The organism is Actinomadura sp. WMMA1423 (assembly GCF_006547145.1).
In the GTDB taxonomy this organism is placed as follows: Bacteria; Actinomycetota; Actinomycetes; order Streptosporangiales; family Streptosporangiaceae; genus Spirillospora.
Map to the genome: position 1 here is coordinate 1,029,459 of NZ_CP041244.1, position 25,789 is coordinate 1,055,247.

At 74.1% G+C, this 25,789-nt stretch carries 26 protein-coding genes; 8 read left to right on the forward strand and 18 right to left on the reverse strand.

The genetic code is table 11. The features are described from left to right. Positions 1-220: 220 nt before the first annotated feature. Both FKD65_RS05130 and FKD65_RS05135 read left to right on the forward strand, forming a co-directional pair. On the forward strand, positions 221-2,386 hold the full coding sequence (locus FKD65_RS05130) for an elongation factor G-like protein EF-G2 (RefSeq protein WP_141576388.1): 2,166 nt from the start codon (positions 221-223) through the stop codon (positions 2,384-2,386). Between the two features lie 185 nt (positions 2,387-2,571). After that, positions 2,572-3,426: a polysaccharide deacetylase family protein gene (locus FKD65_RS05135; protein ID WP_168220952.1), complete on the forward strand. Its 855-nt coding sequence runs from the start codon at positions 2,572-2,574 to the stop codon at positions 3,424-3,426. A 33-nt stretch (positions 3,427-3,459) separates the two neighbouring features. Here FKD65_RS05135 and FKD65_RS05140 read toward each other — a convergent pair whose 3' ends face one another. Next, complete coding sequence (locus tag FKD65_RS05140) at positions 3,460-4,089, reverse strand: HIT domain-containing protein (protein WP_240809971.1); 630 nt, start codon at positions 4,087-4,089, stop codon at positions 3,460-3,462. Between the two features lie 189 nt (positions 4,090-4,278). Between FKD65_RS05140 and FKD65_RS05145 the strand changes: the two genes are divergently transcribed. After that, positions 4,279-4,935, forward strand: coding sequence for an Asp23/Gls24 family envelope stress response protein (locus FKD65_RS05145; RefSeq protein ID WP_168220953.1), 657 nt, complete (start codon positions 4,279-4,281; stop codon positions 4,933-4,935). Here the strand turns inward: FKD65_RS05145 and FKD65_RS05150 are convergent. The 6 genes from FKD65_RS05150 to FKD65_RS46550 form a co-directional block, all read right to left on the reverse strand. Then, a complete protein-coding gene (locus FKD65_RS05150) occupies positions 4,917-5,528 on the reverse strand; it encodes a hypothetical protein (RefSeq protein WP_141576391.1) in 612 nt (203 codons plus the stop codon). The genes FKD65_RS05145 and FKD65_RS05150 overlap by 19 nt on opposite strands. A 106-nt stretch (positions 5,529-5,634) precedes the next feature. Beyond that, positions 5,635-7,620, reverse strand: coding sequence for a threonine--tRNA ligase (gene thrS / locus FKD65_RS05155; RefSeq protein WP_141576392.1), 1,986 nt, complete (start codon positions 7,618-7,620; stop codon positions 5,635-5,637). A 284-nt stretch (positions 7,621-7,904) separates the two neighbouring features. Beyond that, positions 7,905-9,365 carry a sugar porter family MFS transporter gene (locus FKD65_RS05160; protein ID WP_141576393.1) on the reverse strand — a complete coding sequence of 487 codons (1,461 nt, stop codon included), beginning with the start codon at positions 9,363-9,365 and terminating at the stop codon, positions 7,905-7,907. Between the two features lie 47 nt (positions 9,366-9,412). After that, on the reverse strand, positions 9,413-10,045 hold the full coding sequence (locus tag FKD65_RS05165) for a class I SAM-dependent methyltransferase (protein ID WP_141576394.1): 633 nt from the start codon (positions 10,043-10,045) through the stop codon (positions 9,413-9,415). 61 nt (positions 10,046-10,106) lie between these two features. Then, on the reverse strand, positions 10,107-10,613 hold the full coding sequence (locus FKD65_RS05170) for a cysteine dioxygenase family protein (RefSeq protein WP_141576395.1): 507 nt from the start codon (positions 10,611-10,613) through the stop codon (positions 10,107-10,109). A 44-nt stretch (positions 10,614-10,657) separates the two neighbouring features. After that, positions 10,658-10,744 carry a putative leader peptide gene (locus tag FKD65_RS46550; RefSeq protein WP_368367267.1) on the reverse strand — a complete coding sequence of 29 codons (87 nt, stop codon included), beginning with the start codon at positions 10,742-10,744 and terminating at the stop codon, positions 10,658-10,660. Between the two features lie 167 nt (positions 10,745-10,911). Here FKD65_RS46550 and FKD65_RS05180 point away from each other — a divergent pair, with 167 nt between their 5' ends. Both FKD65_RS05180 and FKD65_RS05185 read left to right on the forward strand, forming a co-directional pair. Then, complete coding sequence (locus FKD65_RS05180) at positions 10,912-12,162, forward strand: sensor histidine kinase (protein WP_141576396.1); 1,251 nt, start codon at positions 10,912-10,914, stop codon at positions 12,160-12,162. 39 nt (positions 12,163-12,201) lie between these two features. Continuing rightward, positions 12,202-12,876, forward strand: coding sequence for a response regulator transcription factor (locus FKD65_RS05185; protein ID WP_141576397.1), 675 nt, complete (start codon positions 12,202-12,204; stop codon positions 12,874-12,876). A gap of 5 nt (positions 12,877-12,881) precedes the next feature. Here the strand turns inward: FKD65_RS05185 and FKD65_RS05190 are convergent, their stop codons facing one another. Further along, the gene (locus FKD65_RS05190) at positions 12,882-13,838 is read right to left on the reverse strand and encodes an NADPH:quinone oxidoreductase family protein (protein WP_141576398.1); all 957 of its coding nucleotides are present in this window, start codon (positions 13,836-13,838) and stop codon (positions 12,882-12,884) included. 28 nt (positions 13,839-13,866) lie between these two features. Then, complete coding sequence (locus FKD65_RS05195; protein ID WP_141576399.1) at positions 13,867-14,613, reverse strand: SDR family oxidoreductase; 747 nt, start codon at positions 14,611-14,613, stop codon at positions 13,867-13,869. Positions 14,614-14,659: 46 nt separating this feature from the next. On the opposite strand from FKD65_RS05195, the gene FKD65_RS05200 reads away from it, so the two are divergent. Further along, positions 14,660-15,883, forward strand: a complete 1,224-nt coding sequence (locus FKD65_RS05200; RefSeq protein ID WP_141576400.1) for an acyl-CoA dehydrogenase family protein — start codon at positions 14,660-14,662, stop codon at positions 15,881-15,883. Next, the gene (locus FKD65_RS05205; protein WP_141576401.1) at positions 15,880-16,545 is read left to right on the forward strand and encodes a TetR/AcrR family transcriptional regulator; all 666 of its coding nucleotides are present in this window, start codon (positions 15,880-15,882) and stop codon (positions 16,543-16,545) included. Before FKD65_RS05200 ends, FKD65_RS05205 begins: the two co-directional genes overlap by 4 nt. A 7-nt stretch (positions 16,546-16,552) precedes the next feature. Here the strand turns inward: FKD65_RS05205 and FKD65_RS05210 are convergent, their stop codons facing one another. Beyond that, positions 16,553-17,590 carry an ROK family transcriptional regulator gene (locus tag FKD65_RS05210; RefSeq protein WP_240809972.1) on the reverse strand — a complete coding sequence of 346 codons (1,038 nt, stop codon included), beginning with the start codon at positions 17,588-17,590 and terminating at the stop codon, positions 16,553-16,555. Positions 17,591-17,666: 76 nt separating this feature from the next. On the opposite strand from FKD65_RS05210, the gene FKD65_RS05215 reads away from it, so the two are divergent. Continuing rightward, the gene (locus tag FKD65_RS05215; RefSeq protein WP_141576402.1) at positions 17,667-18,860 is read left to right on the forward strand and encodes an MFS transporter; all 1,194 of its coding nucleotides are present in this window, start codon (positions 17,667-17,669) and stop codon (positions 18,858-18,860) included. Between the two features lie 89 nt (positions 18,861-18,949). On the opposite strand, the gene FKD65_RS05220 is transcribed toward FKD65_RS05215, so the two are convergent. From FKD65_RS05220 to FKD65_RS05255, 8 genes are all read right to left on the reverse strand, one after another. Next, positions 18,950-19,153: a cold-shock protein gene (locus FKD65_RS05220; protein ID WP_067639228.1), complete on the reverse strand. Its 204-nt coding sequence runs from the start codon at positions 19,151-19,153 to the stop codon at positions 18,950-18,952. 193 nt (positions 19,154-19,346) lie between these two features. Then, positions 19,347-20,597 (reverse strand): kynureninase, encoded by a 1,251-nt coding sequence (gene kynU / locus FKD65_RS05225; protein WP_240809973.1) that lies wholly within the window; start codon positions 20,595-20,597, stop codon positions 19,347-19,349. After that, complete coding sequence (locus FKD65_RS05230; protein ID WP_141576403.1) at positions 20,594-21,658, reverse strand: amidohydrolase family protein; 1,065 nt, start codon at positions 21,656-21,658, stop codon at positions 20,594-20,596. The genes kynU and FKD65_RS05230 overlap by 4 nt, the downstream gene beginning before the upstream one ends. A 10-nt stretch (positions 21,659-21,668) precedes the next feature. Continuing rightward, positions 21,669-22,241: a 3-hydroxyanthranilate 3,4-dioxygenase gene (locus FKD65_RS05235; protein ID WP_141576404.1), complete on the reverse strand. Its 573-nt coding sequence runs from the start codon at positions 22,239-22,241 to the stop codon at positions 21,669-21,671. Beyond that, positions 22,238-22,807, reverse strand: coding sequence for a RidA family protein (locus FKD65_RS05240; protein ID WP_141576405.1), 570 nt, complete (start codon positions 22,805-22,807; stop codon positions 22,238-22,240). Before FKD65_RS05240 ends, FKD65_RS05235 begins: the two co-directional genes overlap by 4 nt. After that, positions 22,807-23,550 (reverse strand): 2-keto-4-pentenoate hydratase, encoded by a 744-nt coding sequence (locus FKD65_RS05245; protein ID WP_141576406.1) that lies wholly within the window; start codon positions 23,548-23,550, stop codon positions 22,807-22,809. The genes FKD65_RS05240 and FKD65_RS05245 overlap by 1 nt, the downstream gene beginning before the upstream one ends. Further along, positions 23,550-24,335: a 2-keto-4-pentenoate hydratase gene (locus FKD65_RS05250; protein ID WP_302931588.1), complete on the reverse strand. Its 786-nt coding sequence runs from the start codon at positions 24,333-24,335 to the stop codon at positions 23,550-23,552. The genes FKD65_RS05245 and FKD65_RS05250 overlap by 1 nt, the downstream gene beginning before the upstream one ends. Positions 24,336-24,346: 11 nt before the next feature. Then, complete coding sequence (locus FKD65_RS05255; protein ID WP_141576407.1) at positions 24,347-25,783, reverse strand: 2-hydroxymuconic semialdehyde dehydrogenase; 1,437 nt, start codon at positions 25,781-25,783, stop codon at positions 24,347-24,349. Positions 25,784-25,789: the final 6 nt, after the last annotated feature.

The window sequence follows — 25,789 nt, forward strand, 5'->3', positions numbered from 1 at the left end:
CGCGGGCGCGCAGGCGGCGCGGCCCGGACGGATCGCGGTTGTTTGCCGTTCACCCCTTGTGATCCCGGCCCTCACGGGAAAGGCTGTTGGCACGGGTGTGACGTCGGTCACGCGCGATGGACGAGGTCGGACGCCGCACTCGGACGTCAGGGCCGGGCCCGCCGGGCCGGGCCCCAGCCGCACGCGGGCCTCCGCGAGAGGCCCGTCCGAGGAGGTAGTCATGGCGGACAAGGGAGGCCACCCGGGAGCCCCCGGCAGGGCACCGGAGGCCGACGGGTGCGAGAAGGTGCGCAATGTCGCGCTGGTCGGCCATTCAGGAGCGGGGAAGACCACGCTCGTCGAGGCGCTGCTCGCCGCCACGGGCACGCTGCAGCGGGCGGGGAAGGTCGAGGACGGCACCACCGTCAGCGACTTCGACGAGATCGAGATGCGCCAGCAGCGCTCGGTCAACCTCGCGCTCGCGCCGCTGAAGCACGGCGACGTCAAGGTCAATCTCATCGACACGCCCGGCTACGCCGACTTCGTCGGCGACCTGCGGGCCGGGCTGCGCGCCGCCGACGCGGCACTCTTCGTGATCTCCGCGGTGGACGGCATCGACGGGCTGACCCGGATGATCTGGGACGAGTGCGCGGCGGTGCGGATGCCCCGCGCGGTCGTCATCACCAAGGTCGACCAGCAGCGCGGCGACTACGACGACGTGGTCATGACCTGCCAGGACGCCTTCGGCGAGGGCGTCGCGCCGCTGTACTTCCCCGCCCAGGGCGACGACGGCCTGAAGGGCCTGATCGGGCTGCTGTCGCAGCGCTGCCTCGACTACTCCACCGGGCGGCGCACCGAGTGCGACCCCGACCCCCGGTACCTGGACCAGATCTCCGAGCAGCGCGCCTCGCTCATCGAGGGGATCATCCAGGAGAGCGAGGACGAGACCCTCATGGACCGCTACCTGTCCGGTGAGGAGATCGACGTCAAGGCGCTCATCGAGGACCTGGAGACCGCGGTGGCGCGCGGGAGCTTCTACCCCGTCCTCGCGACGTCGGTCCCGCACGGCGACCACCCCGGCCCGGTCGTCGGCATGCTGGAGCTGCTGGAGGTCATCACCCAGGCGTTCCCGTCCCCCCTCGAGCACGGCATCCCGCCCGTGGCGCCCGTGGCGGGCGGCCCCCCGAAGGAGATCTCCTGCGACCCGGAGGGGCCGCTGGTCGCCGAGGTCGTCAAGACCACGTCCGACCCCTATGTCGGGCGGATCTCGCTGGTCCGCGTCTTCTCCGGGACGCTGCGCCCCGACACCACCGTGCACGTCTCCGGGCACGGCATGGAGGACCGCGGCCACGAGGACCACGACGTCGACGAGCGGGTCGGCGCGCTCACCTCGCCCCTGGGCAAGACCCAGCGCACCATGTCCTCGTGCGGCGCCGGCGACATCTGCGCGGTGGCCAAGCTCAGCCGCGCCGAGACGGGCGACACGCTGTCCGATCCGGGGGCGCCCATGGTGATGGCGCCCTGGTCCATGCCCGACCCCCTGCTGCCGGTCGCCATCCGCGCCAAGTCCAAGGCCGACGAGGACAAGCTGAGCCAGGCGCTCGGCCGGCTCGTCGCCGAGGACCCGACGCTGCGGCTGGAGAACAACGCCGAGACCCGGCAGCTGGTGCTGTGGTGCATGGGCGAGGCCCACGCCGACGTGCTGATCGACCGGCTGAGCGCCCGCTACGGCGTCGAGGTCGAGCGGGTGGAGCTGCGCGTCCCGCTGCGCGAGACGTTCGGCGGGGCGGCGAAGGGCCTCGGCCGGCACGTCAAGCAGAGCGGCGGGCACGGGCAGTACGGCATCTGCCACATCGACGTCGAGCCGCTGCCCTCCGGCGAGGGCTTCGAGTTCGTGGACAAGATCGTCGGCGGTGTCGTGCCGCGCCAGTTCATCCCCTCGGTCGAGAAGGGCGTGCGGCAGCAGATGGAGCGCGGCGTCTCCGCCGGGTACCCGATGGTCGACATCAAGGTCACCCTGCACGACGGGAAGGCGCACTCGGTCGACTCCTCCGACATGGCGTTCCAGGCCGCCGGCGCGCTCGCGCTGAAGGACGCGGCGGGCCGGGTGCCGGTCCTGCTGCTGGAGCCGGTCGACGAGGTGGACGTCCTGGTCGCCGACGAGTACGTCGGGCAGATCATGTCCGACCTCACCTCCCGGCGCGGGCGGGTGCTCGGCTCCCAGGCGGTCCCCGGCGGGCGCACGATGATCAAGGCGGAGGTGCCGCAGCTGGAGATCATCCGGTACGCGATCGACCTGCGCTCGATGTCGCAGGGGACGGGCACGTTCAGCCGCGGCTTCCTGCGCTACGAACCGCTCCCCTCCCACCTCGCCGACAAGGTGGCCGCCGAGTCCAGGGACGGCTGACCGCACCGCTCGGGGACGGGGCCCGGCGCGCCGGGCCCCGTCCCGCCTTCGGCGGCGACCCGCGGCGCCGCCGACTCGCCCTGCGGGGGGAGCCCGACTCATCCCGCAGGGTGACCCGCGATTCGGCCGGACGGCCGATGATCAGGCAGGGTCGCCGGTGCCATCGTTGAGTCACAATGAAAAACGTGGACGCCCCCCGGGAACCGGCCGCCCCCGGACGCCGGTCGTTCATCAAGGGGTTCGGGCTGGCGGCCGCCGGAGCGGTCACGCTGGGCGCCGGGGCGGAGGCGGCCCGCGCCGTCGCCGGTTCCGGACCGCCGTCGTCGTCGATGGCGGTCCCCATCGCCGGTCCGTGGCGACCCGGCAACGCGCACGTGGACGTGGTCTGGGGCGTCGACACCGCCCAGAAGCTCGTCGCCCTCACCTTCGACGACGGGCCGATGCCCGACTGGACGCCCATGGTGCACGACATCCTGGACGCCGAGCGGGTCAAGGCCACGTTCTTCCTCGTCGGGGAGCGGCTCGTCCGCCACGCGCGGCTCGTGCACGGGCGCATGGACCGGCACGAGGCGGGCAACCACACCTGGCAGCACAAGGACCTGTCGCGCCTGTCCGACGAGCGGGCCCTGGAGCAGCTGCGGCACGGCCACAACGCCATCACCCGGATCGTCGGCAGGGAGCCCCGGTTCCTGCGGCCGCCGTTCGGCCGTCTGGGCGGCACCACGCTGAGCGCCGCGTGCCGGTTCGACTACGACATCGCACTGTGGTCGATCAAGATGCTGGAGAAGACCTACGAGGACGATCCGCCCGCGCTGGTGGACTACATCGTCGGCAACACCGGCCCCGGCGCGATCCTGCTCGCCCACGACACCGGCCAGCAGGACCGCCTCGTCGCCCTCCGCAACCTCGTCCCGATGATCCGGGGCCTGCGCGCCAAGGGCTACGAGTTCGTCACGGTCTCGGAGCTGATGAGCGTCTCGCAGCCGCCGCCCCGCCCGGGAGACGACAAGGGCCTGCGGCGGGCCGCGCCGCCCGCCTAGGCCGGCACCGCCCGGCGCCGGGACGCCGGCCGTTCAGGCGTCGTGCGGCCAGGCGTCGGCGAGCATCTGGCGGGTGTCGCGCAGCAGCTGCGGCAGCACCTTCGTGTGCCCGACGACCGGCATGAAGTTGGTGTCGCCTCCCCACCGCGGGACGACGTGCTGGTGCAGGTGGGCGGCGATTCCGGCGCCCGCGACCAGACCCAGGTTCATGCCGACGTTGAACCCCTGCGCGCCGCTCGCCTTGCGCAGCGCCGTCAGGGAGCGCTGGGTGAACGCGGCCAGCTCCAGGTACTCCGGCTCCTCCAGGTCGGCGTAGTCGGCGACGTGCCGGTACGGGACGACCATCAGGTGCCCGGAGTTGTAGGGGTAGAGGTTCAGCACCGCGAACACCGACTCCCCGCGGGCCACGACGAGCCCCTCCTCGTCGGTCATCTTCGGGATCTCGCAGAACGGGCAGCCGTCGCCCGCCCCGCCGCCCGTGGGCTTGTTCTCGCCCTTGATGTAGGCCATCCGGTGCGGGGTCCAGAGCCGCTGGAAGTTGTCGGGCGTGCCCGCGCCGCCCCTCTGCTCCTCGAAGCGGGGCGTGCGCTCGTTCCCGGCGCCGGCCCCGGGCGCGTCCTCGCGCCCCTGCTGCACCACGGACTCCTCCGGCTCTGCGCTCAAGGCGGCGGTCTCCTTTTGTTCACGGCCTGACCAGCAGCATAGAGAGAGCGGACCCGGGGGCCGCAGCCGGGATCCCCTAGCATGGCCCGTCGGCGCGCCTTCGCACGCGCCCGCGATCCGGTGCCAGCGTGACGTCCCGCGCGTCGCTCCGACACCATGGTCACCCGACCGGACCCCCAGGGAGCGATCATGACCGGGCTCGACAAGCGCCACACCGGGAACGCCGAGCAGGGGCAGGAGGGCGCCGGGCCGCGGTTCCCGGGGGCGCCCGGCGGCCGCCCGGAGACCGACCCGTCCTCCGCACCGCCGCCGCCCGGAGCGCCCGCCCACAGCATGCCGTCGCAGACCATGCCCTCCCAGACCATGCCCTCCCAGAACATGCCGTCCCAGGGGCTCTCCGCGCAGGGGACGCCGCTTTCCGCTCCTCCGCCGGCCGCCGCGCGGCAGACGGTCCCTCCCCCGCGGGACGTGCGGTCCTCGGGTCCGAACGCGGTGCCGATGACGCTGCACGGCTCGCCCGGCGACCTCAGCGCGCCGGTGGAGGGCCGCATCACGATCGGGAACGCGGTGATCGGGAAGATCGCCGCGTTCGCGGCGCTGGAGGTGGACGGCGTCGCCGGCCTCACCCTCCGGGACGAGCCCGCCGCGACGGGGGTGCGCGTCGTCCAGAACGACGACGAGGTCACTCTCGACGTCGCCATCGCCGTCGAGTACGGCACCGTGATCCGGGACGTGGCGACCATGGTGAAGGCGAACGTGGCGCGGGTGGCGGCCATGATGCTGGGCACGCGGGTCGCCGCCGTGAACGTGTCGGTCGAGGACGTCCGTCAGGCGGCGCGGGCGTAGCACGTCTGCATGCCGCCGCCCACCGAGATCGTGGTCATCTTGACGCGCTCAACCAGTTGCGGCGCGACGCCCTTGAAGTGGAACGTCTGCGACCCGCCGCCGCGCGTGGTGGTCTGCTGGGTCTTCGGCTCCTGCCCCCGCAGCGACACCTCCGCCCGGATGGCGCCGCCGGAGGAGACCGCGATGACGACGTCCACCCCCGTGGGGGTGGCCCGGTAGTACGCGGTCCCCTTGGGGCAGTTGCCGACGCCGCCGCCGGAGCCGTTCTGGGGCGGGATCTGCGGCCCGCCGCCCTGCCCGCCGCCTTGGCCCCCGGACCCGCCGCTCGGGTACGGCTGGCCGCTCCCGTTCTGCTGCGGCACGGGATTGGTCGGCGTCGCGGGGACGCCGCCGTCCCCGGGAGCGCCCGTCCATCCGCCGGGCGCGGACGGCCCCGCCGTCCCTCCGGCGCCGGCGGCGCCCTTCCCGCGGTCGCCTGTCAGCGGGATCAGGAGCACGACGACGGCGGCCGCGACGAGCGCCAGGGTGCCGGTGTAGCCGGCGATCCGGAGCCACAGCGAGCGTCCCCGCCGCGCCGGCCTCCTGGACTTCATCCGCGCTGTCCCCCCGGTCGTCGAACGTGATCGATGAGGCTACCAACTCCGGGCGCCGGCCACCCGCGGGTCGCGCTCGCGGGCGGCGGGCGCGACCCGGGGCGGCTCAGACCTGCGCGCGGGACCGCACGGCCTCGACGATCTCCTCGACCGCCTCGTCGATCGGGACCCCGTTCTTCTGCTCGCCGCCGCGGTAGCGGAACGACACCGCGTCCTTGGCCACGTCGTCGTCGCCCGCGAGGAGCATGTACGGGACCTTCTGCTTCTGCGCGTTGCGGATCTTCTTCTGCATCCGGTCGGAGGAGGCGTCCACCTCCACGCGGATGCCGTGCTCGCGCAGCCGCGCCGCGACCTTCTCCAGGTGCGGGACGTGGGCGTCGCCGATCGGGATGCCGACCGCCTGGACCGGCGCCAGCCACGGCGGCATCGCGCCCGCGTAGTGCTCGAGCAGCACGCCGAAGAACCGCTCGATCGACCCGAACAGCGCCCGGTGCAGCATCATGGGCCGCCGGCGGGTGCCGTCGGCGGCCTGGTACTCCAGGCCGAACCGCTCGGGCTGGTTGGGGTCGACCTGGATGGTGGACAGCTGCCAGGTGCGCCCGATCGCGTCCTTGGCCTGCACGGAGATCTTGGGGCCGTAGAACGCCGCGCCGCCCGGGTCGGGGACGAGGTCGAGCCCGGTGGACTCGGCGGCGTCGCGGAGCGCGGCGGTGGCCTTCTCCCACATCTCGTCCGAGCCGATGAACTTGTCGGACTCGTCGCGGGTCGACAGCTCCAGGTAGAACTCGTCCAGGCCGTAGTCGCGCAGCAGGCCGAGGACGAAGTCGAGGAGCCGCTTGATCTCCTCGCCCATCTGGTCCTCGGTGCAGTAGATGTGGGCGTCGTCCTGGGTCATGCCGCGCACGCGGGTGAGGCCGTGCACGACGCCCGACTTCTCGTACCGGTACACCGACCCGAACTCGAACAGCCGGAGCGGCAGCTCGCGGTAGGACCGGCCGCGCGCCCGGTAGATCAGGTTGTGCATCGGGCAGTTCATCGGCTTGAGGTAGTAGTCGCCGCCGTCGACCTCCATGGCCGGGAACATGTCGTCCTTGTACCAGCCGAGGTGCCCGGAGGTCTCGAACAGGTGGCCCTTGGTGATGTGGGGGGTGTTGACGAACTCGTACCCCTCCTCCTCGTGCCTGCGGCGGGAGTAGTCCTCCATCACCTTGCGGACGGCGCCGCCCTTCGGGTGGAAGACGGCGAGGCCGCTGCCGATCTCGTTCGGGAACGAGAACAGGTCGAGCTCGGCGCCGAGCCTGCGGTGGTCGCGCTTCTCGGCCTCCTCCAGGAACCTGAGGTACTCGTCCTGCTTCTCGCGGGACTCCCAGGCGGTGCCGTAGATCCGCTGGAGCTGCGGGTTCTTCTCGCTGCCGCGCCAGTAGGCGCCGCCCGAGCGCATCAGCTTGAACGCGGGGATGACCCGGGTGGACGGCAGGTGCGGGCCGCGGCACAGGTCCTTCCAGCGGAGCTCGCCGGACTTGGCGTCGAGGTTGTCGTAGATGGTCAGCTCGCCGCCGCCCACCTCGACCTCGGCGCCGTCGGCGGCCTCGTCCACCGGGCCGGAGCCCTTCAGGCCGATCAGCTCCAGCTTGTAGGGCTCCCCGGCCAGCTCGGCGCGCGCGTCCTCGTCCGAGACGGGCCGGCGGGAGAACCGCTGCCCCTGCTTGACGATCTCGCGCATCCGCTTCTCAATGCGCTTGAGGTCGTCGGGGGTGAACGGCTCGGGGACGTCGAAGTCGTAGTAGAAGCCGTTCTCCACCGGCGGCCCGATGCCGAGCCTGGCCTCCGGGAACAGCTCCTGGACGGCCTGCGCCATCACGTGCGCGGCCGAGTGCCGCATGATCGCCCGGCCGTCGTCGGAACCGATCTCGACCGGCTCCACGGCGTCGCCGTCGCGCAGCTCGCCGGCGAGGTCGCGCAGCTCGCCGTTGACGCGGGCCGCGACCACGGTCCGGCCGTCGGCCTCCAGTGCCTGCCCCGCGGTGGTGCCCGCCGGCACCGCCCGCTCGCTCCCGTCGAGGGTGATGCGCAGCTCAGACACGGTGGACACGGGTACTCCTCGCGATGGTGGTTCGGGATCAGCGGGCTTCGATGCTATCGACTCGGGGTGTGCCCCGGACGCGTCCGGCTCCATCGGCCGCTCCTCTCGGTCGGCGGAGGGCCCGCGGCGTCCCCGGACGGCGGAAGGGCCCCGGGGATCGCTCCCGGGGCCCTTCCGCGTGCAATGTCAGGACATGCCGCCGTCGCGCCGGGAGTGACCCGGCGTCGTCGTCTGTACGAGCGCGTGCGGCATGTGTCCACTGTAACCGACGGGCGGGCGCCGGGCCCGGCCTTTCACGCCCGGGCCCTCGGGGCGCCGAGATCGTCCATGTCCTCGAGCTCGCGGCCCTTGGTCTCCGGGACGGCCCGGAAGACGAACAGGAACGCCAGGACCGAGAACAGCGTGTAGAGGCCGTAGGCCAGGCCGAGGGAGAACCCCGAGATGCCGGGGAACGTCGTGGTGATCACCCAGTTGGCGATCCACTGCGCGGCGGCGGCGACGGCCAGGGCGGACGCGCGGATGAAGTTGTTGAACATCTCGCCGAGCATGACCCACACCACCGGCCCCCACGTCGCGGCGAAGGAGGCGACGAACACGTTGGCCGCCACGAGCGCCACGGGACCGGCGACGGCGCCGAGGCTCGGCTCGCCGTCCACCACGGGGGCGGTCGCGAAGCAGGCCGTCAGGGTGCCGAGGGAGACCGCCATGCCGGCGGCGCCGGCCAGCAGCAGCGGGCGCCGCCCGACCCGGTCGACCAGGGCGATGGCGACCAGCGTGAACACCACGTTGACGATCGAGTTGATCACCGAGGTGAGCATCGCGTCGCTCTCGGAGAACCCGACCGCCTGCCACAGGGAGGAGGAGTAGTAGAAGATCACGTTGATGCCGACGAACTGCTGGAACACCGACAGCAGGATCCCGGCCCACACGATCGGCAGCAGCCCGAACCGGTTCCCGCGCAGGTCCTTCAGCCGCACCGGCCGGTCCTCGGCGATGGACCGCGCGATCCCGTCGATCTTCACGTCCACGTCCGCGTCGGCGCCCCCCATCACGCGCCGCAGCACCTGCCGCGCGCGGGCCGTCTCGCGCTTCTTGACCAGGTAGCGGGGCGACTCGGGGATCATGGTGGCGATCACGCCGTACAGCACGGCCGGGACGACGGCGCTGGCGAACATCCACCGCCACGCCGCCCCGCCCCACGGGAACGCGCCGGTCGCGCCGCCGTCCGACACCTGCGCGATGACGAAGTCGACGACGAGGGCGGCGAAGATGCCGAGGACGATGGCCATCTGCTGCAGCGAGCCGAGCCGCCCGCGCAGTTCGGCCGGGGCGATCTCGGCGATGTAGGCGGGCGCGATCACCGAGGCGGCGCCGATGGCGAGGCCGCCGACCAGCCGCCAGGCGGTGAGGTCGACGGCGCTGAAGGCCAGCGCGGAGCCGAGCGAGCTGACCACGAACAGCGCGGCGGCGATGAGCATCACCCGCACCCGGCCGATCCGGTCGCTCAGCGGCCCCGCGAACCAGGCGCCGGCCGCGCAGCCGAGCAGCGCGGCGGACACGACGAAGCCGACCGCGAAGCCGCCGAGGCCGAACTGCTCCTTGAGCGCGTCGACCGTCCCGTTGATCACCGAGGAGTCGTAGCCGAAGAGGAATCCGCCGAGGGCCGCGGCCCCCGCCAGCAGCGCCGCCACCGCCGCGGAGTGGGACGGCCCCTCCTCCCGCCGCTCTTCCACCTGCCCGCTGCCCGCTGTCATGGAGCCCGATCTTCCCGGGAGCCGGACCTTATGCGGGTGATGTCCGGTCAGTCCCGAACGGCGACCCCGAGCACGTGCGGTGCGGCCGGGTTGGCCCTGCCCTGCTCCGGGAACTCGAACCGGCGCTCCTCCCGCACGGTGAACCCGCTGCGGGCGATCCACTCTCCCGTCGGGCGGGAGACGTGGCATCCGGCGGCGAAGAACGGCCACAGCACGTCGGCGTAGCGCTGGAAGCGCACCATCCCGGGGGTGGCGCCCCGCACGTGCTCGTAGTAGCGCAGCTCGCCGCCCGGTCTGAGGACGCGCCGCAGCTCGGCCAGCGCGCGGACGGGGTCACGGACCGAGCACAGCACGAGCGAGGCCACCGCGACGTCGAACGACGCGTCGTCGAGGTCGAGGTCCTCGGCGACGCCGGGGCGCACCGTGACCCGGACCGGCGCGCGGTCCGCGGCGTGGGCGGCCTTCGCGCGCAGCCGCGGCTCGGGCTCGATGGCCACGACCTCGGTGACCTCGGGCGGGTAGTGGGGGAAGTTGGCCCCGTACCCGGCGCCCACCTCCACCACGCGGCCGGACGCCCCGGCGAGGAGCTCGGCGCGGAGCGCGTCGCCGCCCGCCTTGGCGCAGCCGGCGTCCAGCCGCGGGTAGAGGCGGGCGAAAATGGGATGACTCAGGTCGGTCATTCCCGCAGTCTCCGCCGCCCCGGCGATCACCGCAAGATCGTGGCGGTGGGCCGGGCGGGCCTCACCAGTCGCCGGCGGACTCGTCGGCCAGCCGGACGAGGGCGCCGCCCGCGTCCACGTCGTACCGGCGCATGGTGCTGAGCGGCGGCGAGTAGACGTGGACGCTCACGGCGGGGGCGTCCGAGGCGTTGCGCACGTCGTGGACGTAGCCGGGGCCGAAGGATCGGGCCTGCCCGACTCCGACGCCGCGGGCCGCCCCCACCGGGCGCGCGGCGCTGACGCGCTGCTCCTCCAGGGTCCCGAGGGCGACGGCGAACGCTCCCGCCGAGTCGCCGTGGTCGTGGAACCCGGTGGACTGGCCGGGCAGCCAGCTGATCAGCCATATCTCGTGGTCGGCGTCCTGGTGGACGCGCTCGTACCAGCGCCCCCGGGGATCGAGCCGCACCCGGTGCAGCCACTCGGACGGGTCGGTCGCGAGCCCGCGCGCCCGCTCGGCGAGGCGGGGCGGCGTGAAGGAGGCGGCTCCGGACGCCGCGGGCACGGTGAGGCCGGTCGTGGTGACGGTCATGTGGGTCGTTTCTCCTAGCGGTGTGCTGCCGTTCTTCGTCGCGTTCAGCGGGACGGGCGGCGACACAGTGCGCTGGCCTGGCGGCGCAGGTCGACGTGCAGGCGTTCGTAGCGGAGTCCGGAGATCGACACGGGGACCAGCGTGGCGCAGAATCCCTATAAAGTCAATCGGAAATAGCTGTTTGACTCGCTCCCGAACCGCGCGAGAGCACTGCCAGGGCTGATACCCAGGGGCCGGATCGCATCTCCCTCCCCGGGGGCAGGCCACCGGGGGCGCGCGCGTTCTAGGCTCGCACCAAATGAACGATGCAGACCGCCCCGCCCCCGGCCGCACCCGGCTCGCCGCCGGCGTCCGCGCCGCCCTGGTGCCCGGCCAGGACGAGCCGGCCGTCGTCCTGCTGCCGGCGCACCCGGCGCTGCGCATCCCGATCCTGCTCATCCTGCTCGCGCTGACCATCGGCTTCACCGCCGGTTCCATCGCCATCGCCATCACGCAGTACCACGTCAACGCGGAGCTCGCCTGGCCCCTCGGCGTGCTCCAGGCGGCGCCCCTGGTGTTCGCGGCCCGATGGCCGCTCGCCGCCTGGCGGGCGGCGACGGGCGGCATGCTGCTGACGGTCTTCGTCCGCCACGGCGAGGGGTTCATGCCGTGGCCGGTGACGGCGATCCTCGCCCTCGTCGTCATCCTGTTCTTCGTCGGCGTCGGCGCCGCGCGGCAGACCACCGTCGGGGTGGGCGCGGTGACCATCGTCGGCGTGCTGGCGCCCGCCGTGCTGTTCGGGACGCCCGGCTGGTTCGGCATGATCCTCGCCGGGATCGTCGCGGTCACGCTGACGTTCGGCGACGCGGTCGGCGGGCGGCACTCGGCCGTGGAGGAGCTGCGCCTGCGCGAGGAGCAGCACCGGCGCGACCTCGCCCGGCAGGCGGTGCTGGAGGAGCGGGCCCGCATCGCCCGCGAGCTGCACGACGTCGTCGCCCACCACATGTCGGTCATCGCGATGCAGGCGGAGGCCGCGCCCTTCAAGATCCCCGAACTGCCGGACGCGGCGCGGCAGACGTTCGGGGTCGTCCGGGACGCGGCGCGCGAGGCCCTCACCGAGACGCGCCGGGTCGTCGGGCTGCTGCGCGCCGACGACGAGGGCGCCGAGCGCGCCCCGCAGCCAGGCCTGGAGCGGCTGGACGACCTGGTCGGCGCGGCCCGCCGCTCCGGGCTGGCGGTCGCGAGCACCGTCGTGGGGATGCCGCGCCCCCTGGACGCCGGGGTCGACCTATCGGCGTACCGGATCGTGCAGGAGTCGCTGAGCAACGCCTGCCGGTACGCGCCGGGCTCCCGGGTCCACGTCGAGGTGCGTTACGGGACGGACACGCTGGTGGTGTCGATCAGCGATGACGGCGCCCGCACCGCGCCGGAGGAGTCGCAGGGGGGCGGCCACGGCCTGGTCGGCATGCGCGAGCGCGTCGCGATGCTCGGCGGCCGCATCGACGCCGGCCCGCGCGAGGACCGCGGCTGGGCCGTCGTCGCCGAACTGCCCTACGGCGATCCGGACTAGTCCGGGGCGGGCCGATCACCGGGCCCGTAGGGTTGTGCCGTGACGATTCGGGTGCTGATCGCCGACGACCAGGTGATGATCCGCGACGGGCTCGCGGCGCTGCTGTCCTCCGATCCGGGGATCGAGGTGATCGGCCAGGCCGGCAACGGCCGCGAGGCGGTGGAGATGGCCCGCCGCCTGGACCCGGACGTCGTCGTCATGGACATCCGGATGCCGGAGATGGACGGCCTGGCCGCCACCGCGGAGCTGGCCGGCGCCCCCGACCCGGACGCCGACCCGGCCGGCGCGCGGCCCAAGGTCCTCATGCTCACCACGTTCGACCTGGACGAGTACGTCTACGAGGCGCTCGGCGCGGGGGCGAGCGGGTTCCTGCTGAAGGACGCCTCGGCGGCGGACCTGGTGAACGGCGTGCGGGTCGTGGCGGCGGGCGACGCGCTGCTCGCCCCGTCCATCACCCGCCGGCTGATCGGCGACTTCGCCCGCCGGCGCCGGCACCAGCGGCCGAGCCCGAAGGCCACCGCCGGGCTGACGCCGCGCGAGCTGGACGTGCTGCGGCTCATGGCGCGCGGCCTGTCCAACGCCGAGATCGCCGCCGAGCTGGTGCTCGCCGAGCAGACGGTCAAGACGCACGTCGGGCACGTGCTGACCAAGCTCGGGCTGCGCGACCGCACCCAGGCCGTCGTCTACGCCTACGAGAACGGGCTCGTCGGCTAGCGGGCTCAGCGCGACGGGTCGAGGACGAGCTTGCCGGTGGTGCGGCGGGCGCGCATGTCCTCGTGGGCCCGCCGCGCCTCGGTGAGCGCGTACTCGCCGCCGGCGACGACGCGGAGCCCGCCCTCGGCGGCGAGGCCGAACAGCTCGTCCAGCGCCCGGCGCATCACGTTGCCCGGGAGCTGGAAGACGTGCGCCAGCCACATGCCGGAGATCGTGGTGGAGTGCGACATGAGCGTGGCGGGCCGGACGGGCGAGGGCTCCGTGCGCGAGGCCATGCCGTAGAAGGCGAGGCGGCCGAACGGGGCCAGGGCGCGCAGGCTCTGGTCGGTCACCGTCCCGCCGGTCATCTCCAGGACGGTGTCGACGCGCCTGCCCTCGTTGGCGTCGATCAGCGCCCGGGTGAGGTCGGGCACGTTCGGGTCGATCGCGACGTCGGCCCCGAGGTCGAGGGCGAGGTCGCGCTTCTCCTTGGAGGAGGCGGTGGCGATGACCCGCCCGGCGCCCCAGGCCTTGGCGAGCTGCACGGCGATCGTGCCGACCCCGCCGGCGGCGGCGTGCACGACGACGGACTCGCCGGGCTCCAGATGGACGCTGCGGCGCAGCAGCACCCACGCCGAGGCGCCCTGGATGATCATGCCGAGGGCGGTGACGTCGTCGATCGCGTCCGGGACGTCCCAGGCCAGCGCTTCCGGCGCGACGGCCTTCTCGGCGTAGCCCCCGGTGCCGACGAGCGCGACGACGCGGCGGCCGTCCGGGGTCGTCCCGACGACCTCGCCGCCCGGCACCATCGGCAGCGTGGACTCCGACAGGTAGCTGTTCTCCGCCTGGTGGGTGTCGGCGTAGTTGACGCCGGCCCGGGACACGTCGATGAGCAGGTGCCCCGGCCCGGCGGACGGCTCGGGGAGGTCGGTGACGGTCAGGACCTCGGGTCCGCCGAACTCGGTGATCTGTATAGCGCGCATGACTGTCCTCTCGGAAGCTCTCGGATGCTCAGCGGGGGCCGGGGACGCCGCGGAACCGGAACGGCTCGGACGGGCGGCCCGGCACCACGTACCAGGCCTCGCCGGCGCCGCCCGCCTCCAGGATCCGCATGAACGCCTCGACGACGTCCTCCACGTCCAGGATCGGGAAGCCGGTCTCCTGGAGCCGCCCCTTCATCGGGGCCAGAATGTCGGTGTCGGCGAAGGACGGGCACAGCGCGTTCACACGGATGCCCTCTTCGGCGAACGTCGGGCCGAGCGCGCGGACGAGCCCGACCACGGCCGCCTTGTTCGCGCCGTAGACCGGGTCGAACGGCGTCGCGGTGAGCGCCGCCATGCTCGCGGTGGCGACGATGTCGCCGCCGCCCCGGGCGCGCAGCGCGGGCAGCGCGGCGTGCGCGCCGAACACCACGCCGTCGAGGTTGATGCCCATGGCCCGCCGGTACGCGGCGAGGTCGAAGTCGTCGCCGACGCCCCCGCCGCCCGCGACCCCGGCGTTGAGGAACGCCACGTCCAGGCCCCCGAAGCGGTCGACGGCGGCCGCGACGGCGGCCTCGCTGTCGGCCGGCTCGCGCACGTCGCAGCGGACGAACGCGCCGTCCAGATCCTTCGCGAGGGCGTCGCCGGACTCCGCGTCGACGTCGGCGAGCACCACGCGCGCGCCCTCGCGGGCGAGGCGGCGCGCCACCGCGGCGCCGATGCCGTTGGACCCGCCCGTGATCAGCGCGACCTTGCCGGTGCCGTCGAAGGGTGCCATGGGGGACTCCTCCCGAAGTAACTGACTCGTCAGTTACTCTAGCGGAATGGACTTCGGTTTGAGCGAGCGGGCCCGGGACCACCTCGGCCGCCTCCAGGACTTCATGGACTCCCACGTCTACCCGGCCGAGCCGGTCTACGCCGCCCAGAGGGCCGAGCTGCGCGCGGCGGGCCGCGAGCACCACGTTCCCCAGGTGGTCGAGGACCTCAAGGTGCAGGCGCGCGAGCGCGGGCTCTGGAACCTCTTCCTGCCCGGCAGCGAGGACCCCGCGCACGGCCTGACGGTCACCGACTACGCCTCGCTCGCCGAGGTGACGGGCCGCTCCCCCGCCCTCGCGCCCGAGGCCACCAACTGCGCCGCCCCCGACACCGGCAACATGGAGGTCCTGCACCTGTTCGGGACGCCCGAGCAGAAGGAGCGCTGGCTCGCTCCGCTGCTGAACGGCGAGATCCGCAGCGCGTTCGCGATGACCGAGCCGGACGTGGCGAGCTCGGACGCCACCAACATCTCCACCCGCATCGAGCGGGACGGCGACCACTACGTCCTCAACGGCCGCAAGTGGTGGATCAGCGGTTCCGCCGACCCGCGCTGCAAGATCATGATCGTGATGGGCAAGACGGACCCGGAGGGGCACCCCTACCGGCAGCAGTCGATGGTGCTCGTGCCGCTCGACACCCCCGGCGTGGAGGTCGTCCGGCCGCTGCCGGTGTTCGGCTACCAGGACCAGCACGGCCACTGCGAGATCACCTTCACCGACGTCCGCGTCCCGGTGGAGAACCTGGTCGGCGAGGAGGGCGGCGGCTTCGCCATCGCGCAGGCCCGCCTCGGCCCCGGCCGCATCCACCACTGCATGCGCGCGATCGGGATGGCCGAGCGGGCGCTGGAGCTGATGTGCGAGCGCGCGGTGTCGCGCGTGGCCTTCGGCGGGCCGCTGGCCAAGCAGGGCGTGGTGCGCCAGCAGATCGCCGAGTCGCGGATGGCGATCGAGCAGGCCCGGCTGCTGACGCTCAAGGCCGCCTGGCTGATCGACGAGCGCGGCGTGCAGGCCGCCCGGTCCGAGGTCGCGGCGATCAAGGTGATCGCCCCGCGCGTCGCCCTGGAGGTGGTCGACAGGGCGATCCAGGTGCACGGCGGCGCCGGCGTCAGCGACGACACCCCGCTCGCGGCCATGTGGGCAGGGCTGCGCACGCTGCGGCTAGCGGACGGCCCGGACGAGGTCCACGTGCGGTCCGTGGCCCGCGCCGAACTCGGCAGGTACCTCGGCGGATGACGAACGGCACGGGGGAGGCGGCGCCGGGCGCGCGGCGGCGCATGCCGCACGCCCGGCGCCGCGAGCAGCTGCTGCGGGCCGCGCTCGCGGAGTTCGGCCGGCGCGGCTACCACCTGACCCAGATGGAGCACGTGGCCGCCGCGGCGCAGGTGTCCAAGGCGCTGCTGTACCAGCACTTCGCCTCCAAGGAGGAGCTGTTCGCCGAGATCACCGAGGCGATCGTGGCCGAGCTCACCGGCCGGCTGAACCGGGCCGTGCGCGCGGCGCACGGCTCGGCGGACGGCATCCGGGCGATGATCCGGGTGCTGTTCGACTACGCCACCGAGGAGCCCGACGCGTGGGTCCTCGTGGTCCGGCACCTCGACAAGCCCGAGGTCGGGCTGGAGCTGCGGGAGCTGCGCGACCGGCTCGGCACCGCGTTCGCCGACCTGCTGCTGCGCCGGCGCCGCGCCGACCCGGCGCTGTCGCCGGCCGCGCTGGCGGTGAACGAGCGGCGGGCGCGGCTGCTCGTGCCGCTGATGTACGGATCGATGCTGTCGATGGTGTCGTGGTGGCTGGAGCACCCCGACACCCCGCGCGAGCGCGCCGAGCAGATGGCCGTGGAGTTCATCTGGCTCGGCCTCGACCGGCTCCGGACGGGCGAGCGCCTGCCGAAGGCCTGAGGCGCTCTCACCCGGGCATGCGGTGCCGGCCGAAGACGTCGTCGCGGACCAGGTCGAGAGCGGTCAGCACCGCGCCCCGCAGCACGGCGTCGCCCTCGACGCGGCTCGCCCGCACCTCGGTGGAGGCCGGGCTGAGGACGCCCAGGTGGCCGGCGACCAGCCCCGCGAGCCGGTCACCGCCCGCGCGGCCGACCCCCCCGCCGAGCACGACGAGCCCCGGGTCGAGGACGGCGACGAGCACGAACACCGCCTCGGCGATGAGCGCGGCGACCGCCTCCTCGCCGAGGCCCGCCACGGCCGCCGGGTCGAGCAGGCTGCAGAAGTCCGTGCCGCCGATCCTCAGCCAGCCCACCTCGCCGGCGCCGCCGGACGCGCCCCGCCGCAGCCGGCCGTCCAGGACCAGTGCCCCGCCGATACCGTCGTCCAGCCACAGGAGCGCGAAGTCGTCGCGGTCCGCCGCGGCGCCCTCCCGGTGCTCGGCGATGGCGCCCAGGTTGACCTCGTTCTCCACCCGCACCGGGGCGCCGAGCCGGTCGCCGAGCGCCTCCCCGAGGTCGGGCCTGGCGCCCGGGACGTCGCTGGCGGCGGCGCGCCCGGTGCGGGGGTGGATCAGCCCGGGGGTGCCGAGCACCACCGTGTGCAGGGCGCGGCCGCCCGCCGCCTCGGCCACCGCCCCGGCGACGACGGCCGTGAGGTCGGGGGACGGGGGCAGCGGCCGGGACGCCTCCCCCACCGGGTTCCCCGCGATGTCGGCGACGCTCACGTGCACCGCGCCGCGGCGCAGGTCGACCCCGGCGATGTGCGCGCGGTCGGCGACCAGCCCGTAGAGGCGGGCGTTCGGGCCCCGCCGGTCGGCCCCGGTCTCCCCCGCCGCCTCGATCAGGCCTCCGGCCCGCAGCCGCTCGATCAGATCGGAGACCGTGGGTCGCGACAGGCCGGTCAGCGTCCGCAGCTGCGGCGCGGTCAGCGGCCCGCGCTCCAGCAGCAGGTCGAGCGCCAGCCGGTCGTTGATCGCGCGGGCCATCGTCGGGTCGGCGGTCTTCACGCCCCCATGGTAGTAGGCAGGGATCCTGCCGGTTCCCCCTTTTCATCAGGAAGCCTGCCTGTTAGTTTTGGGGAGCATGAGGTCTCCCCACCGCGCCATCGCGGCCGTCTTCGTCCTGCACGGGGCCGTCGCCGGCACCCTCGCCACCCGCATCCCCTGGATCCAGGACCGGCTCCACCTGTCCCCCGCCGTCCTCGGCCTCGCGCTGCTGTGCCCGTCCATCGGCGCGTTCCTCGGCATGCCCACCGCGAGCCGCGTCGCGCACCGGCTCGGCGAGCGGCGGGCCACCCGCCTGCTGATCGCCGCCTGGTGCGCCGCCGTGGCGCTGCCCGCGCTCGCCCCCGCCCCCGCCTGGCTTTTCGCGGCGCTGCTGCTGTTCGGCGCCGCCGCGGGCATGTCCGACGTGGTGATGAACGCGCACGCGGTGTCGGTGGAGCGGCACCTCGGGCGGCCGATCATGTCCGGGCTGCACGGCCTGTGGTGCGTGGGCAGCCTCGTCGCGGGCGGCGCGGGCATCCTGGCCGCGCACGCGGGGGTCGACGCCCGGCTGCACCTCGGGCTGGTCGCCGCCGTGCTGGTGGCGGCGGGCGTGCCCGCGGGGCGCGGGCTGATGGAGGTCCGCCCCGACCCCGGAGCCCCGGCGCCGCGGCGGTTCGCGCTGCCGACCCGGGCCGTCCTCGCCGTCGGCCTCGTCGGCTTCTGCGCCATGTTCGCCGAGGGCGCGAGCACCGACTGGACGGCGGTCTACCTGACCGAGGTGGCGGGCGCGGGCCCCGGGCTGGCCGCCGCCGGCTACACGGTCTTCGTCTCGTGCATGGCGGGGACCCGGCTCCTCGGCGACCGGCTGGTGCGGCGGTTCGGCCCCGTCCGGGTGGTCCGCTGCTGCGGGGCGGTGGCGGTCCTCGGCGGCGCGGTGATCGCGGTGTCCCGCGCGCCGTGGCCCGCCGTCGGGGGGTTCGCGCTGCTCGGCATCGGTGTGGCGACGGTCGTGCCACTGGTCTTCACGGCGGCGGGCGGCATGGGCGCCACCCCGGGCGAGGGCGTGGCGGGCGTCGCGACGATCACCTACCTGGCCGGGCTGACCGCACCCGCCGTCACCGGCTGGACGGCCGGGGCGCTGTCCTACCCGGCCGCGTTCGCGCTGATCACGTGCATGGTCGCGGTGATGACCGCGGCGGCCGGCGCGCTCGGCCCGCGCCGCGGCGCCGCCGCGCGCCCCTCTGCCGAGCCCGCCGAGCACGCCGAGCACGCCGGGTCGGCGCTGCCCTAGGGCGGAGACCGGCGGCGCGCGGCCCGCGGGCATGCGAAAGGCCGGGGACACGGATGCGTCCCCGGCCTCAACTGAGATCCGGCAGGACCTTAGAGCGGGTAGACGCCCTCGGCCTGCGGGCCCTTCTGGCCCTGGGTGATCTCGAACCCGACGCGCTGGTTCTCGTCGAGGCTGCGGTAGCCGTTGGTGGTGATCGCCGAGTAGTGGACGAACACGTCGGGGCCGCCGCCGTCAGGCGCGATGAACCCGAAGCCCTTCTCAGCGTTGAACCACTTCACGGTGCCTTCGGCCATGGTCTTTCCCTTCCGGGTGGAACGTCTCCGGTCCGCCGGTCGGCGGTCCGGGCTGCAAGCGGACTCACTCACGCCCGCCGGTCACCCGGAGAAAACGCTTCGAGACTGCTTGGCGCCGGCCGGCCGGGCCGGGCGCCATCGTGCAACGCAGACGAACTTACCCGATGCCGGGCGGCCCCATGCACCGACACACCTAAAGAAGATCGGCGAGTGCCTCGGCGGCGCGGTGGCAGTCGTGGAAGGTGCAGTACAGCGGGGCCGGCGCGAATCGGACGACATCGGGTTCCCGGGCGTCGGCGACCACGCCGTGCGCCGCGGCGAGCCGCCGCACGAGCCCGCCCGCGTCCGCCACCCGCAGCGACAGCTGGGCGCCGCGGGCCGCCGGGTCGGACGGGGTGAGGACGTCGGCGCCGATCTCGGCGAGCCGGGCCGCCAGGTAGCCGGTGAGCCGCCCGCTCCTGGCGCGCAGCGCCTCCATGCCGACCCGGTCGAAGATCTCCAGGGCGGCCAGCACCGGCGCGAGCGCCATGATCGGCGGGTTGGACAGCTGCCAGGCGTCGGCGGAGGCGGGCGGCGCGATGTCGGGGTCCATCCGGAAGCGTACGGCCGGGTCGGTGCCCCACCAGCCCGACAGCTTCGGCACGGAGGCGTCCCGGACGTGCCGCTCGTGGACGAAGCAGCCCGCGACCGCGCCCGGGCCGCTGTTGAGGTACTTGTAGGTGCACCAGGCGGCGAAGTCCACGTCCCAGTCGTGCAGGCGCAGGGGAACGTTCCCGGCGGCGTGGGCGAGGTCCCACCCGACGACGGCGCCTGCCGCCCGGCCCGCCTTGGTGATCGTCGCCATGTCCATGAGCTGGCCGGTCAGGTAGTTGACCCCGCCGAGCAGGACGAGCGCGACCGTGCCGCCCTCGCGTTCGAGGAACCCGAGGACGTCCTCGGTGCGCAGGTGGTGCTCGCCGTCGCGGGGCCTGAGCCGCACGACCGCCTCGGCCGGATCGAGCCCGTGGTGGACGGCCTGGCTCGCCACCGCGTAGGAGTCGGACGGGAACGCCGAGTCCTCGATGACGATGCGGGTGCGGGCCCCGGCGGGCCGGTAGAAGCTCGCCATCATCAGGTGCAGGTTGACCGTCAGCGAGTTCATCGCGACGACCTCGTGCGGCCGCGCCCCCACCAGGCGGGCGGCGGGGCCGCGCGCCAGCTCGTGGTAGTCGACCCAGGGGCGGCGGCCCCGCGTGTGGGCCTCCACGGCGAGCCGCGCCCAGTCGTCCAGCTCCTCGCCGACCAGCGCCGCCGTGCGCCTCGGCTGGAGCCCGAGCGAGTTGCCGGCGAAGTAGGCGGCCTCCTCGTAGCGGCCGCCGGGCGCGGGCGGGACGAGGAACTCCCCCCGCAGCGCGGGCAGCGGGTCGGTCGCGTCGAGGCGGCGGGCCTCGTCCTCCAGGCTCACTGCGTCATTCCTTCGGTGGTCACCAGGTCGTGGGCGGGCGCGAAGAACTCCTCCGCGTTGCCGCCGAGCAGCAGGGCGCGTTCGGCGTCGTCCAGGCCGGGGCACGCCCGGATCGTCTCGCCCGGGACCTTCTCGCCGAGCGGGAACGGGTAGTCGGTGCCGAGCATGACCCGCTCGGGGCCCATCACGTCGACGAGCAGCCGGAGCGCGCGCGGGTCGAACACGGCCGAGTCGACGTGGAAGCGGCCGACGTACTCCGACGGCGGGCGCGGCGAGTCGGCGCGGACGATGTCGCGGCGGTGCCAGGCGTTGTCGGCCCGCCCCAGCAGGAACGCGAAGCTGCCGCCGCCGTGGCAGAAGCACAGCCGCAGGGACTCCGGGAGCCGCTCGAAGGCTCCCGACAGCATCAGCCCGAGGATGCTCAGCTGCGTCTCTGCGGGCATCCCCGACAGCCACGGCAGCATGTGGCCGCGCATCCGGTCGGCGCCGAGCATGTCCCACGGGTGCGCGAGGACGGGCAGGCCGAGCTCCGCGCAGTGCGCGAGGAACGCCGTGATGCCCTCGTCGTCGAGGTTGCGGTCGCCGACGTGGTTGCCGATGTGGACGCCGCGGTGCCCCGCGGCCGCCGCCCGCGCCGCGACCTCGCAGGCGAGCTCCGGGTCCTGGAGCGGCACCTGGCAGAGCGGCACGAGCCGGTCGGGGGCGTCCGCGCAGAACGCCAGGATGCGGTCGTTCACGAGGTCGCACCAGTCGGCGGCGCGGGTCGGCTCGGCCGCGTACCCGAACATCAGCGGCGTGGACGAGACGGCCTGCCGGTCGACGCCCCCGGCGTCCATGTCGGCCACGCGGCGGGCGGCGTCCCAGAGCGCCTCTCCGACGGGCCGGTACTCCTGGTCGCCGCACATCATCATCCCGGCGCCGCCGCCGTCCACGCGCAGCCACGGCTCGCCCTCGCCGGCGAGGATCCGGCCCTCGGCGCGGCCGATCCTCGGGAAGACGTGCGTGTGGACGTCGAAGACCGTCGCGAGGGCGCCGCCGGGCACCGGTCCCTCCCCGGACATGAGGCCCCCGTCAGACACGGGGCGCCGTCGTCGGGGTCATCGACCGCGGCCACTGCCGGCCCGGGTGGACCGCGCCGCAGTTCGGGCACGTGCGGTCGCCGCCGTAGAAGCCCTCGAAGGCGGGCGGCAGGTCGTCGACGATCGAGCGGACCTGGAGCTCGGCGCGGTGGACGAGGTGGTGGCACTCGGTGCAGTACCACTCGAACGCCTCCGTGAGCCCCTCCGGGCGCGGGATCTCCACGACCAGGCCGATCGACCCGGGCTCGGGCCGCTGCGGCGAGTGCCGGACGTGCGGCGGCAGCAGGAAGACGTCGCCCTCGTTGATCTGCAGGTCGGTGGGCGGGCGGCCCTCCTCCTCCATGACGCGGAGCACCATGTTGCCCTTGAGCTGGTAGAAGAACTCCTCGGTCGGATCGTCGTGGAAGTCGGTGCGCTGGTTGGGCCCGCCGACCACCATGATGATCAGCCCGGCCTCGTCGAACACCTGGACGTTGCCGACCGGCGGCTTCAGCAGGTCCCGGTGCTCCTCGATCCAGGCGTCGAAGTTGAACGGCCGTCCGAACGACAGCTGGGGCAGGGTCATGCTCCGGCCTCCTTTCCGGTCCGCGTCGGCTGCGGGATGTGCGCGACGCACGAGATCTCGATGAGCAGGTGCGGGTGCGGGAGCTGGTGGACGGCGACGGTCGTGCGGGCGGGGCCGGTCTCGTCGAAGTACTCCCCGTAGACCTCGTTGTAGCCGCCGAAGTCGTTCATGCTCACCAGGTAGGCGGTCACGTTGACGACGTCGGCCAGCCCGCCCCCGGCCGCCTCCAGCAGGTCGCTGATGTTCTCGATGACGGCGCGGGTCTGCTCCCGGATGTCGAGGTCGGTGACGCCCATCGCGTCGGCGCCCGCCCCCGCGAACGTCCCGTCCGGGCGGCGCGAGCTCGTCCCTGACACGAAGACCAGGTCGCCGGCGCGCCGCAGGTGCGGGAACCGCCCGCGCGGCCGCGCCTTGCCCTCGACGAGGATCGCCTCGCCGGTCCGGCCGCCGCCTCGGGGCGCCAGGTCGTCGCCTCCGGGCGCGAGGTCATCGCCTCCGGGCGCGAGGTCATCGCCTCCGGGCGCGAGGTCATCGCCTCCGGGCGCGAGGTCGTCGCCGCGGGTCATCACGTCGTCACCTCCACGGCGCCCAGCCCCGCGCCGGTGACCCGGACGTGGGCGTCCTTCGGCAGCGGGACGGCCGCCGTCGCGGCGCCCGCGAGGACGATCCACCCCGGCTCCAGCGCCGTCCCGGCGGCGAGGGCGAGCCGTGCCGCAGCGCGCAGCGACCGCACCGGGTCGCCGAGGATCGCGGCGGACGAGCCCGTCTGCACCGGGCGGCCGTCGATCTCCAGCAGCAGCCCGGCGTTCGACAGGTCGCGGGGGGCGTGCCAGGCGCCGACGCCGAACCGGGCCGCCGAGGCGTTGTCGGCGATGACGTCCGGGAGGGTGAAGTCGAAGTTCTCGTAGCGGGAGTCGAGCACCTCGTACCCGACGGCGACACCGGCCACGGCGGACTCGACCTCGGCGGCGGAGCGGACCTCGCGCCCGATCAGGTACGCGATCTCCGGCTCGATCCGGGGGTGGATGAGGCGGGACACGTCGACCGACGCCTCGGCGGCCATGCCGTCGGTCAGCAGGCCCCAGATGACGTCGTCGACGCCCATCTGGACCATCTTGGCGCGGCTGGTGAACCCCATCTTCACCCCGGCGAGCCGCTCGCCCCTGCGGCGCCGCCGCTCGATCCCGGCGCGCTGCACCGCGTACGCCGTCGCCACGTCCAGCGGCGTCCGGGCGGTCAGCCTCGGGACCGGCCGGACGTCGCGGGCCGCCTCGTCGAGCGCCGCCGCGAGCGCGTGCACGTCCGCCATCAGGACTCCTCCTTGCCGAAGGCGACGCGGACGTCGCCGAGGCCGTCGATGCGCGCCTCGAACACCTCGCCGGGCCCGGCGGGCACCACCGGGCCGAGCGCGCCGGTCAGCACGGTGTCGCCGGCGCGCAGCGGGCGGCCCACCCGGACGAGGGTGTCGGCGAGCCACAGCGCGGCGTTCAGCGGGTGCCCGAGGCAGGCGGCGCCGTTGCCGGTCGAGACCTGCTCGCCGCGCCGCTCCATCACCATCCCGCACAGGCGCAGGTCGACGTCCGCGAGCGGGACCGGGCGGTTGCCCAGCACGTACATGCCGGCGGAGGCGTTGTCGGCGACGGTGTCGGCGAGCGTGATGTCCCAGTCGCGGACGCGGCTGCCGACCACCTCGATCGCGGGCAGCGCGAACGCGGTCGCGCGGATCACGTCGGCGGCGGTGTGCCGCTCGTGGGTCAGGTCGTGCTCCAGCACGAGCGCCACCTCGGCCTCGGCGCGCGGCTGCAGGACGGCGCCGGCGGGGATCTCCTCCCCGTCCGGGACGGCCATGTCGGCGAACAGCATCCCGAAGTCGGGGCTGTCCACCCCGATCTGCGCCTGGACGGCGCGCGACGTCAGCCCGATCTTGCGGCCGGCGAGGCGGCGCCCCTCGCCGAGCCAGCGCTCGGTCAGCCGGTCCTGGACGGCGTAGGCGTCGCCGGCGGTCGTGATCAGGTCGCGGACGGGCGCGCACGGCGCCCCGGCGGCGTGGGCGCCGAGGAGCCGCTCGGCGGCGGCCTCGATGTTCGTGGTCACTGGGCTCGCTCTCAGATCTGGATGCAGACGTTGACGGGTTCGGAGAAGAAGTCCAAGGAGTACTCTCCCCCCTCCCGCCCGATTCCGGACGCCTTCACACCGCCGAACGGGGTGCGGAGGTCGCGCAGGTTCCAGCAGTTCACCCAGACGATCCCGGTCTCGACGCGCGGCGCCACCCGGTGCGCCCGCGACAGGTCCCGCGTCCACACCGCGGAGGCGAGCCCGTAGGGGCTGTCGTTGGCGAGGGCGAGGGCCTCGTCCTCGGTGTCGAACGGCGCGACGTGGCAGACCGGTCCGAAGATCTCCTCCCGCACGCTCCGGGCGGTCTCCGGCAGGCCGGTGAGGACGGTCGGCTCGACGTGGAAGCCGCCGTCCCGCGCGTCCCCGAACTCCGGGGCTCCGCCTCCCGCGACGACCGTGGCGCCCTCCTCGCGGGCGAGCCGGTAGTACGACAGGACCTTGTCGCGGTGCGCGGCCGAGATCATCGGCCCGTAGTCCTCCAGCGCCCTGGCCCGCTCACCGAGCCTCGTGACGAACTCGTCGAAGACGGGGCGCTCCACGTAGACGCGCTCGGTGCACAGGCAGATCTGCCCTGAGTGGGTGAAGCAGGAGCGGACCGTGCCGTCGAGGGCGGCGTCCAGATCGGCGTCGGCGAAGACGAGCGCGGGGTTCTTGCCGCCCAGCTCGAACGAGACGGGGGTGACGTGGTCGGCGGCGTTGCGCATGATCGCGGCGCCCGTGGCCGACTCCCCGGTGAACGCGATCGCGTCGACCCCCGGGTGACCGGTGAGGAACTCGCCTGCGGCGCCGGGGCCGTGCCCGTGCACCAGGTTGAACGCGCCGGCCGGAAGGCCCGCGTCGTCGATCACTTGGGCGAGCAGCGTCGCGGTGGAGGGCGTCTCCTCCGACGGCTTGGCCACCACGGCGTTCCCGCAGGCGAGAGCGGGCGCGATCTTCCAGGTCGACAGCAGCAGCGGGAGGTTCCACGGCGAGACGATCGCCACCACCCCGAGCGGGCGGCGGACCGTGTAGTTGAGCGCCTCGCCCGTCCCGGAGCTCCACCCCGGTATCCGCGTGGTGTAGGCCCGCTCCGGCCGCCCGTACAGCAGGTCGGCGTAGGCGCGGAAGTTGCCGACCGCGCGCGGCACGTCGACGGTCTCGGCGAACGCGCGGGGCCTGCCGGTGTCGGCGACCTCGGCTTCGACGAACTCCTCGAACCGCGCCTCGACGCCGTCGGCGACGCGCCGCAGCGCGGCGGCCCGATCCTCGGCGGCCATCGCGCCCCAGGGGCCCTCCAGCGCGGAGCGGGCCGCCGCCACGGCGTCGTCGACGACCTCCCGCGTGGCCTCGGGGACGGCGCCGATCTCGGTACCGTCCACCGGCGCGACGAGGGGGAAGACCGGGCCGTCCGAACGGAACACCCCATCGACGTAGTGCTCAGCCTTCATCCGTCT

Coding starts and splice junctions, on each gene's coding strand:
- FKD65_RS05130 (WP_141576388.1), top strand. CDS start 221: ATGGCGGACAAGGGAGGCCACCCGGGAGCCCCCGGCAGGGCACCGGAG.
- FKD65_RS05145 (WP_168220953.1), top strand. CDS start 4,279: ATGACCGGGCTCGACAAGCGCCACACCGGGAACGCCGAGCAGGGGCAG.
- FKD65_RS05150 (WP_141576391.1), bottom strand. CDS start 5,528: ATGAAGTCCAGGAGGCCGGCGCGGCGGGGACGCTCGCTGTGGCTCCGG.
- FKD65_RS05160 (WP_141576393.1), bottom strand. CDS start 9,365: ATGACAGCGGGCAGCGGGCAGGTGGAAGAGCGGCGGGAGGAGGGGCCG.
- FKD65_RS05165 (WP_141576394.1), bottom strand. CDS start 10,045: ATGACCGACCTGAGTCATCCCATTTTCGCCCGCCTCTACCCGCGGCTG.
- FKD65_RS05170 (WP_141576395.1), bottom strand. CDS start 10,613: ATGACCGTCACCACGACCGGCCTCACCGTGCCCGCGGCGTCCGGAGCC.
- FKD65_RS05180 (WP_141576396.1), top strand. CDS start 10,912: ATGAACGATGCAGACCGCCCCGCCCCCGGCCGCACCCGGCTCGCCGCC.
- FKD65_RS05190 (WP_141576398.1), bottom strand. CDS start 13,838: ATGCGCGCTATACAGATCACCGAGTTCGGCGGACCCGAGGTCCTGACC.
- FKD65_RS05195 (WP_141576399.1), bottom strand. CDS start 14,613: ATGGCACCCTTCGACGGCACCGGCAAGGTCGCGCTGATCACGGGCGGG.
- FKD65_RS05200 (WP_141576400.1), top strand. CDS start 14,660: ATGGACTTCGGTTTGAGCGAGCGGGCCCGGGACCACCTCGGCCGCCTC.
- FKD65_RS05205 (WP_141576401.1), top strand. CDS start 15,880: ATGACGAACGGCACGGGGGAGGCGGCGCCGGGCGCGCGGCGGCGCATG.
- FKD65_RS05215 (WP_141576402.1), top strand. CDS start 17,667: ATGAGGTCTCCCCACCGCGCCATCGCGGCCGTCTTCGTCCTGCACGGG.
- FKD65_RS05220 (WP_067639228.1), bottom strand. CDS start 19,153: ATGGCCGAAGGCACCGTGAAGTGGTTCAACGCTGAGAAGGGCTTCGGG.
- FKD65_RS05230 (WP_141576403.1), bottom strand. CDS start 21,658: ATGTCCGGGGAGGGACCGGTGCCCGGCGGCGCCCTCGCGACGGTCTTC.
- FKD65_RS05235 (WP_141576404.1), bottom strand. CDS start 22,241: ATGACCCTGCCCCAGCTGTCGTTCGGACGGCCGTTCAACTTCGACGCC.
- FKD65_RS05240 (WP_141576405.1), bottom strand. CDS start 22,807: ATGACCCGCGGCGACGACCTCGCGCCCGGAGGCGATGACCTCGCGCCC.
- FKD65_RS05245 (WP_141576406.1), bottom strand. CDS start 23,550: ATGGCGGACGTGCACGCGCTCGCGGCGGCGCTCGACGAGGCGGCCCGC.
- FKD65_RS05255 (WP_141576407.1), bottom strand. CDS start 25,783: ATGAAGGCTGAGCACTACGTCGATGGGGTGTTCCGTTCGGACGGCCCG.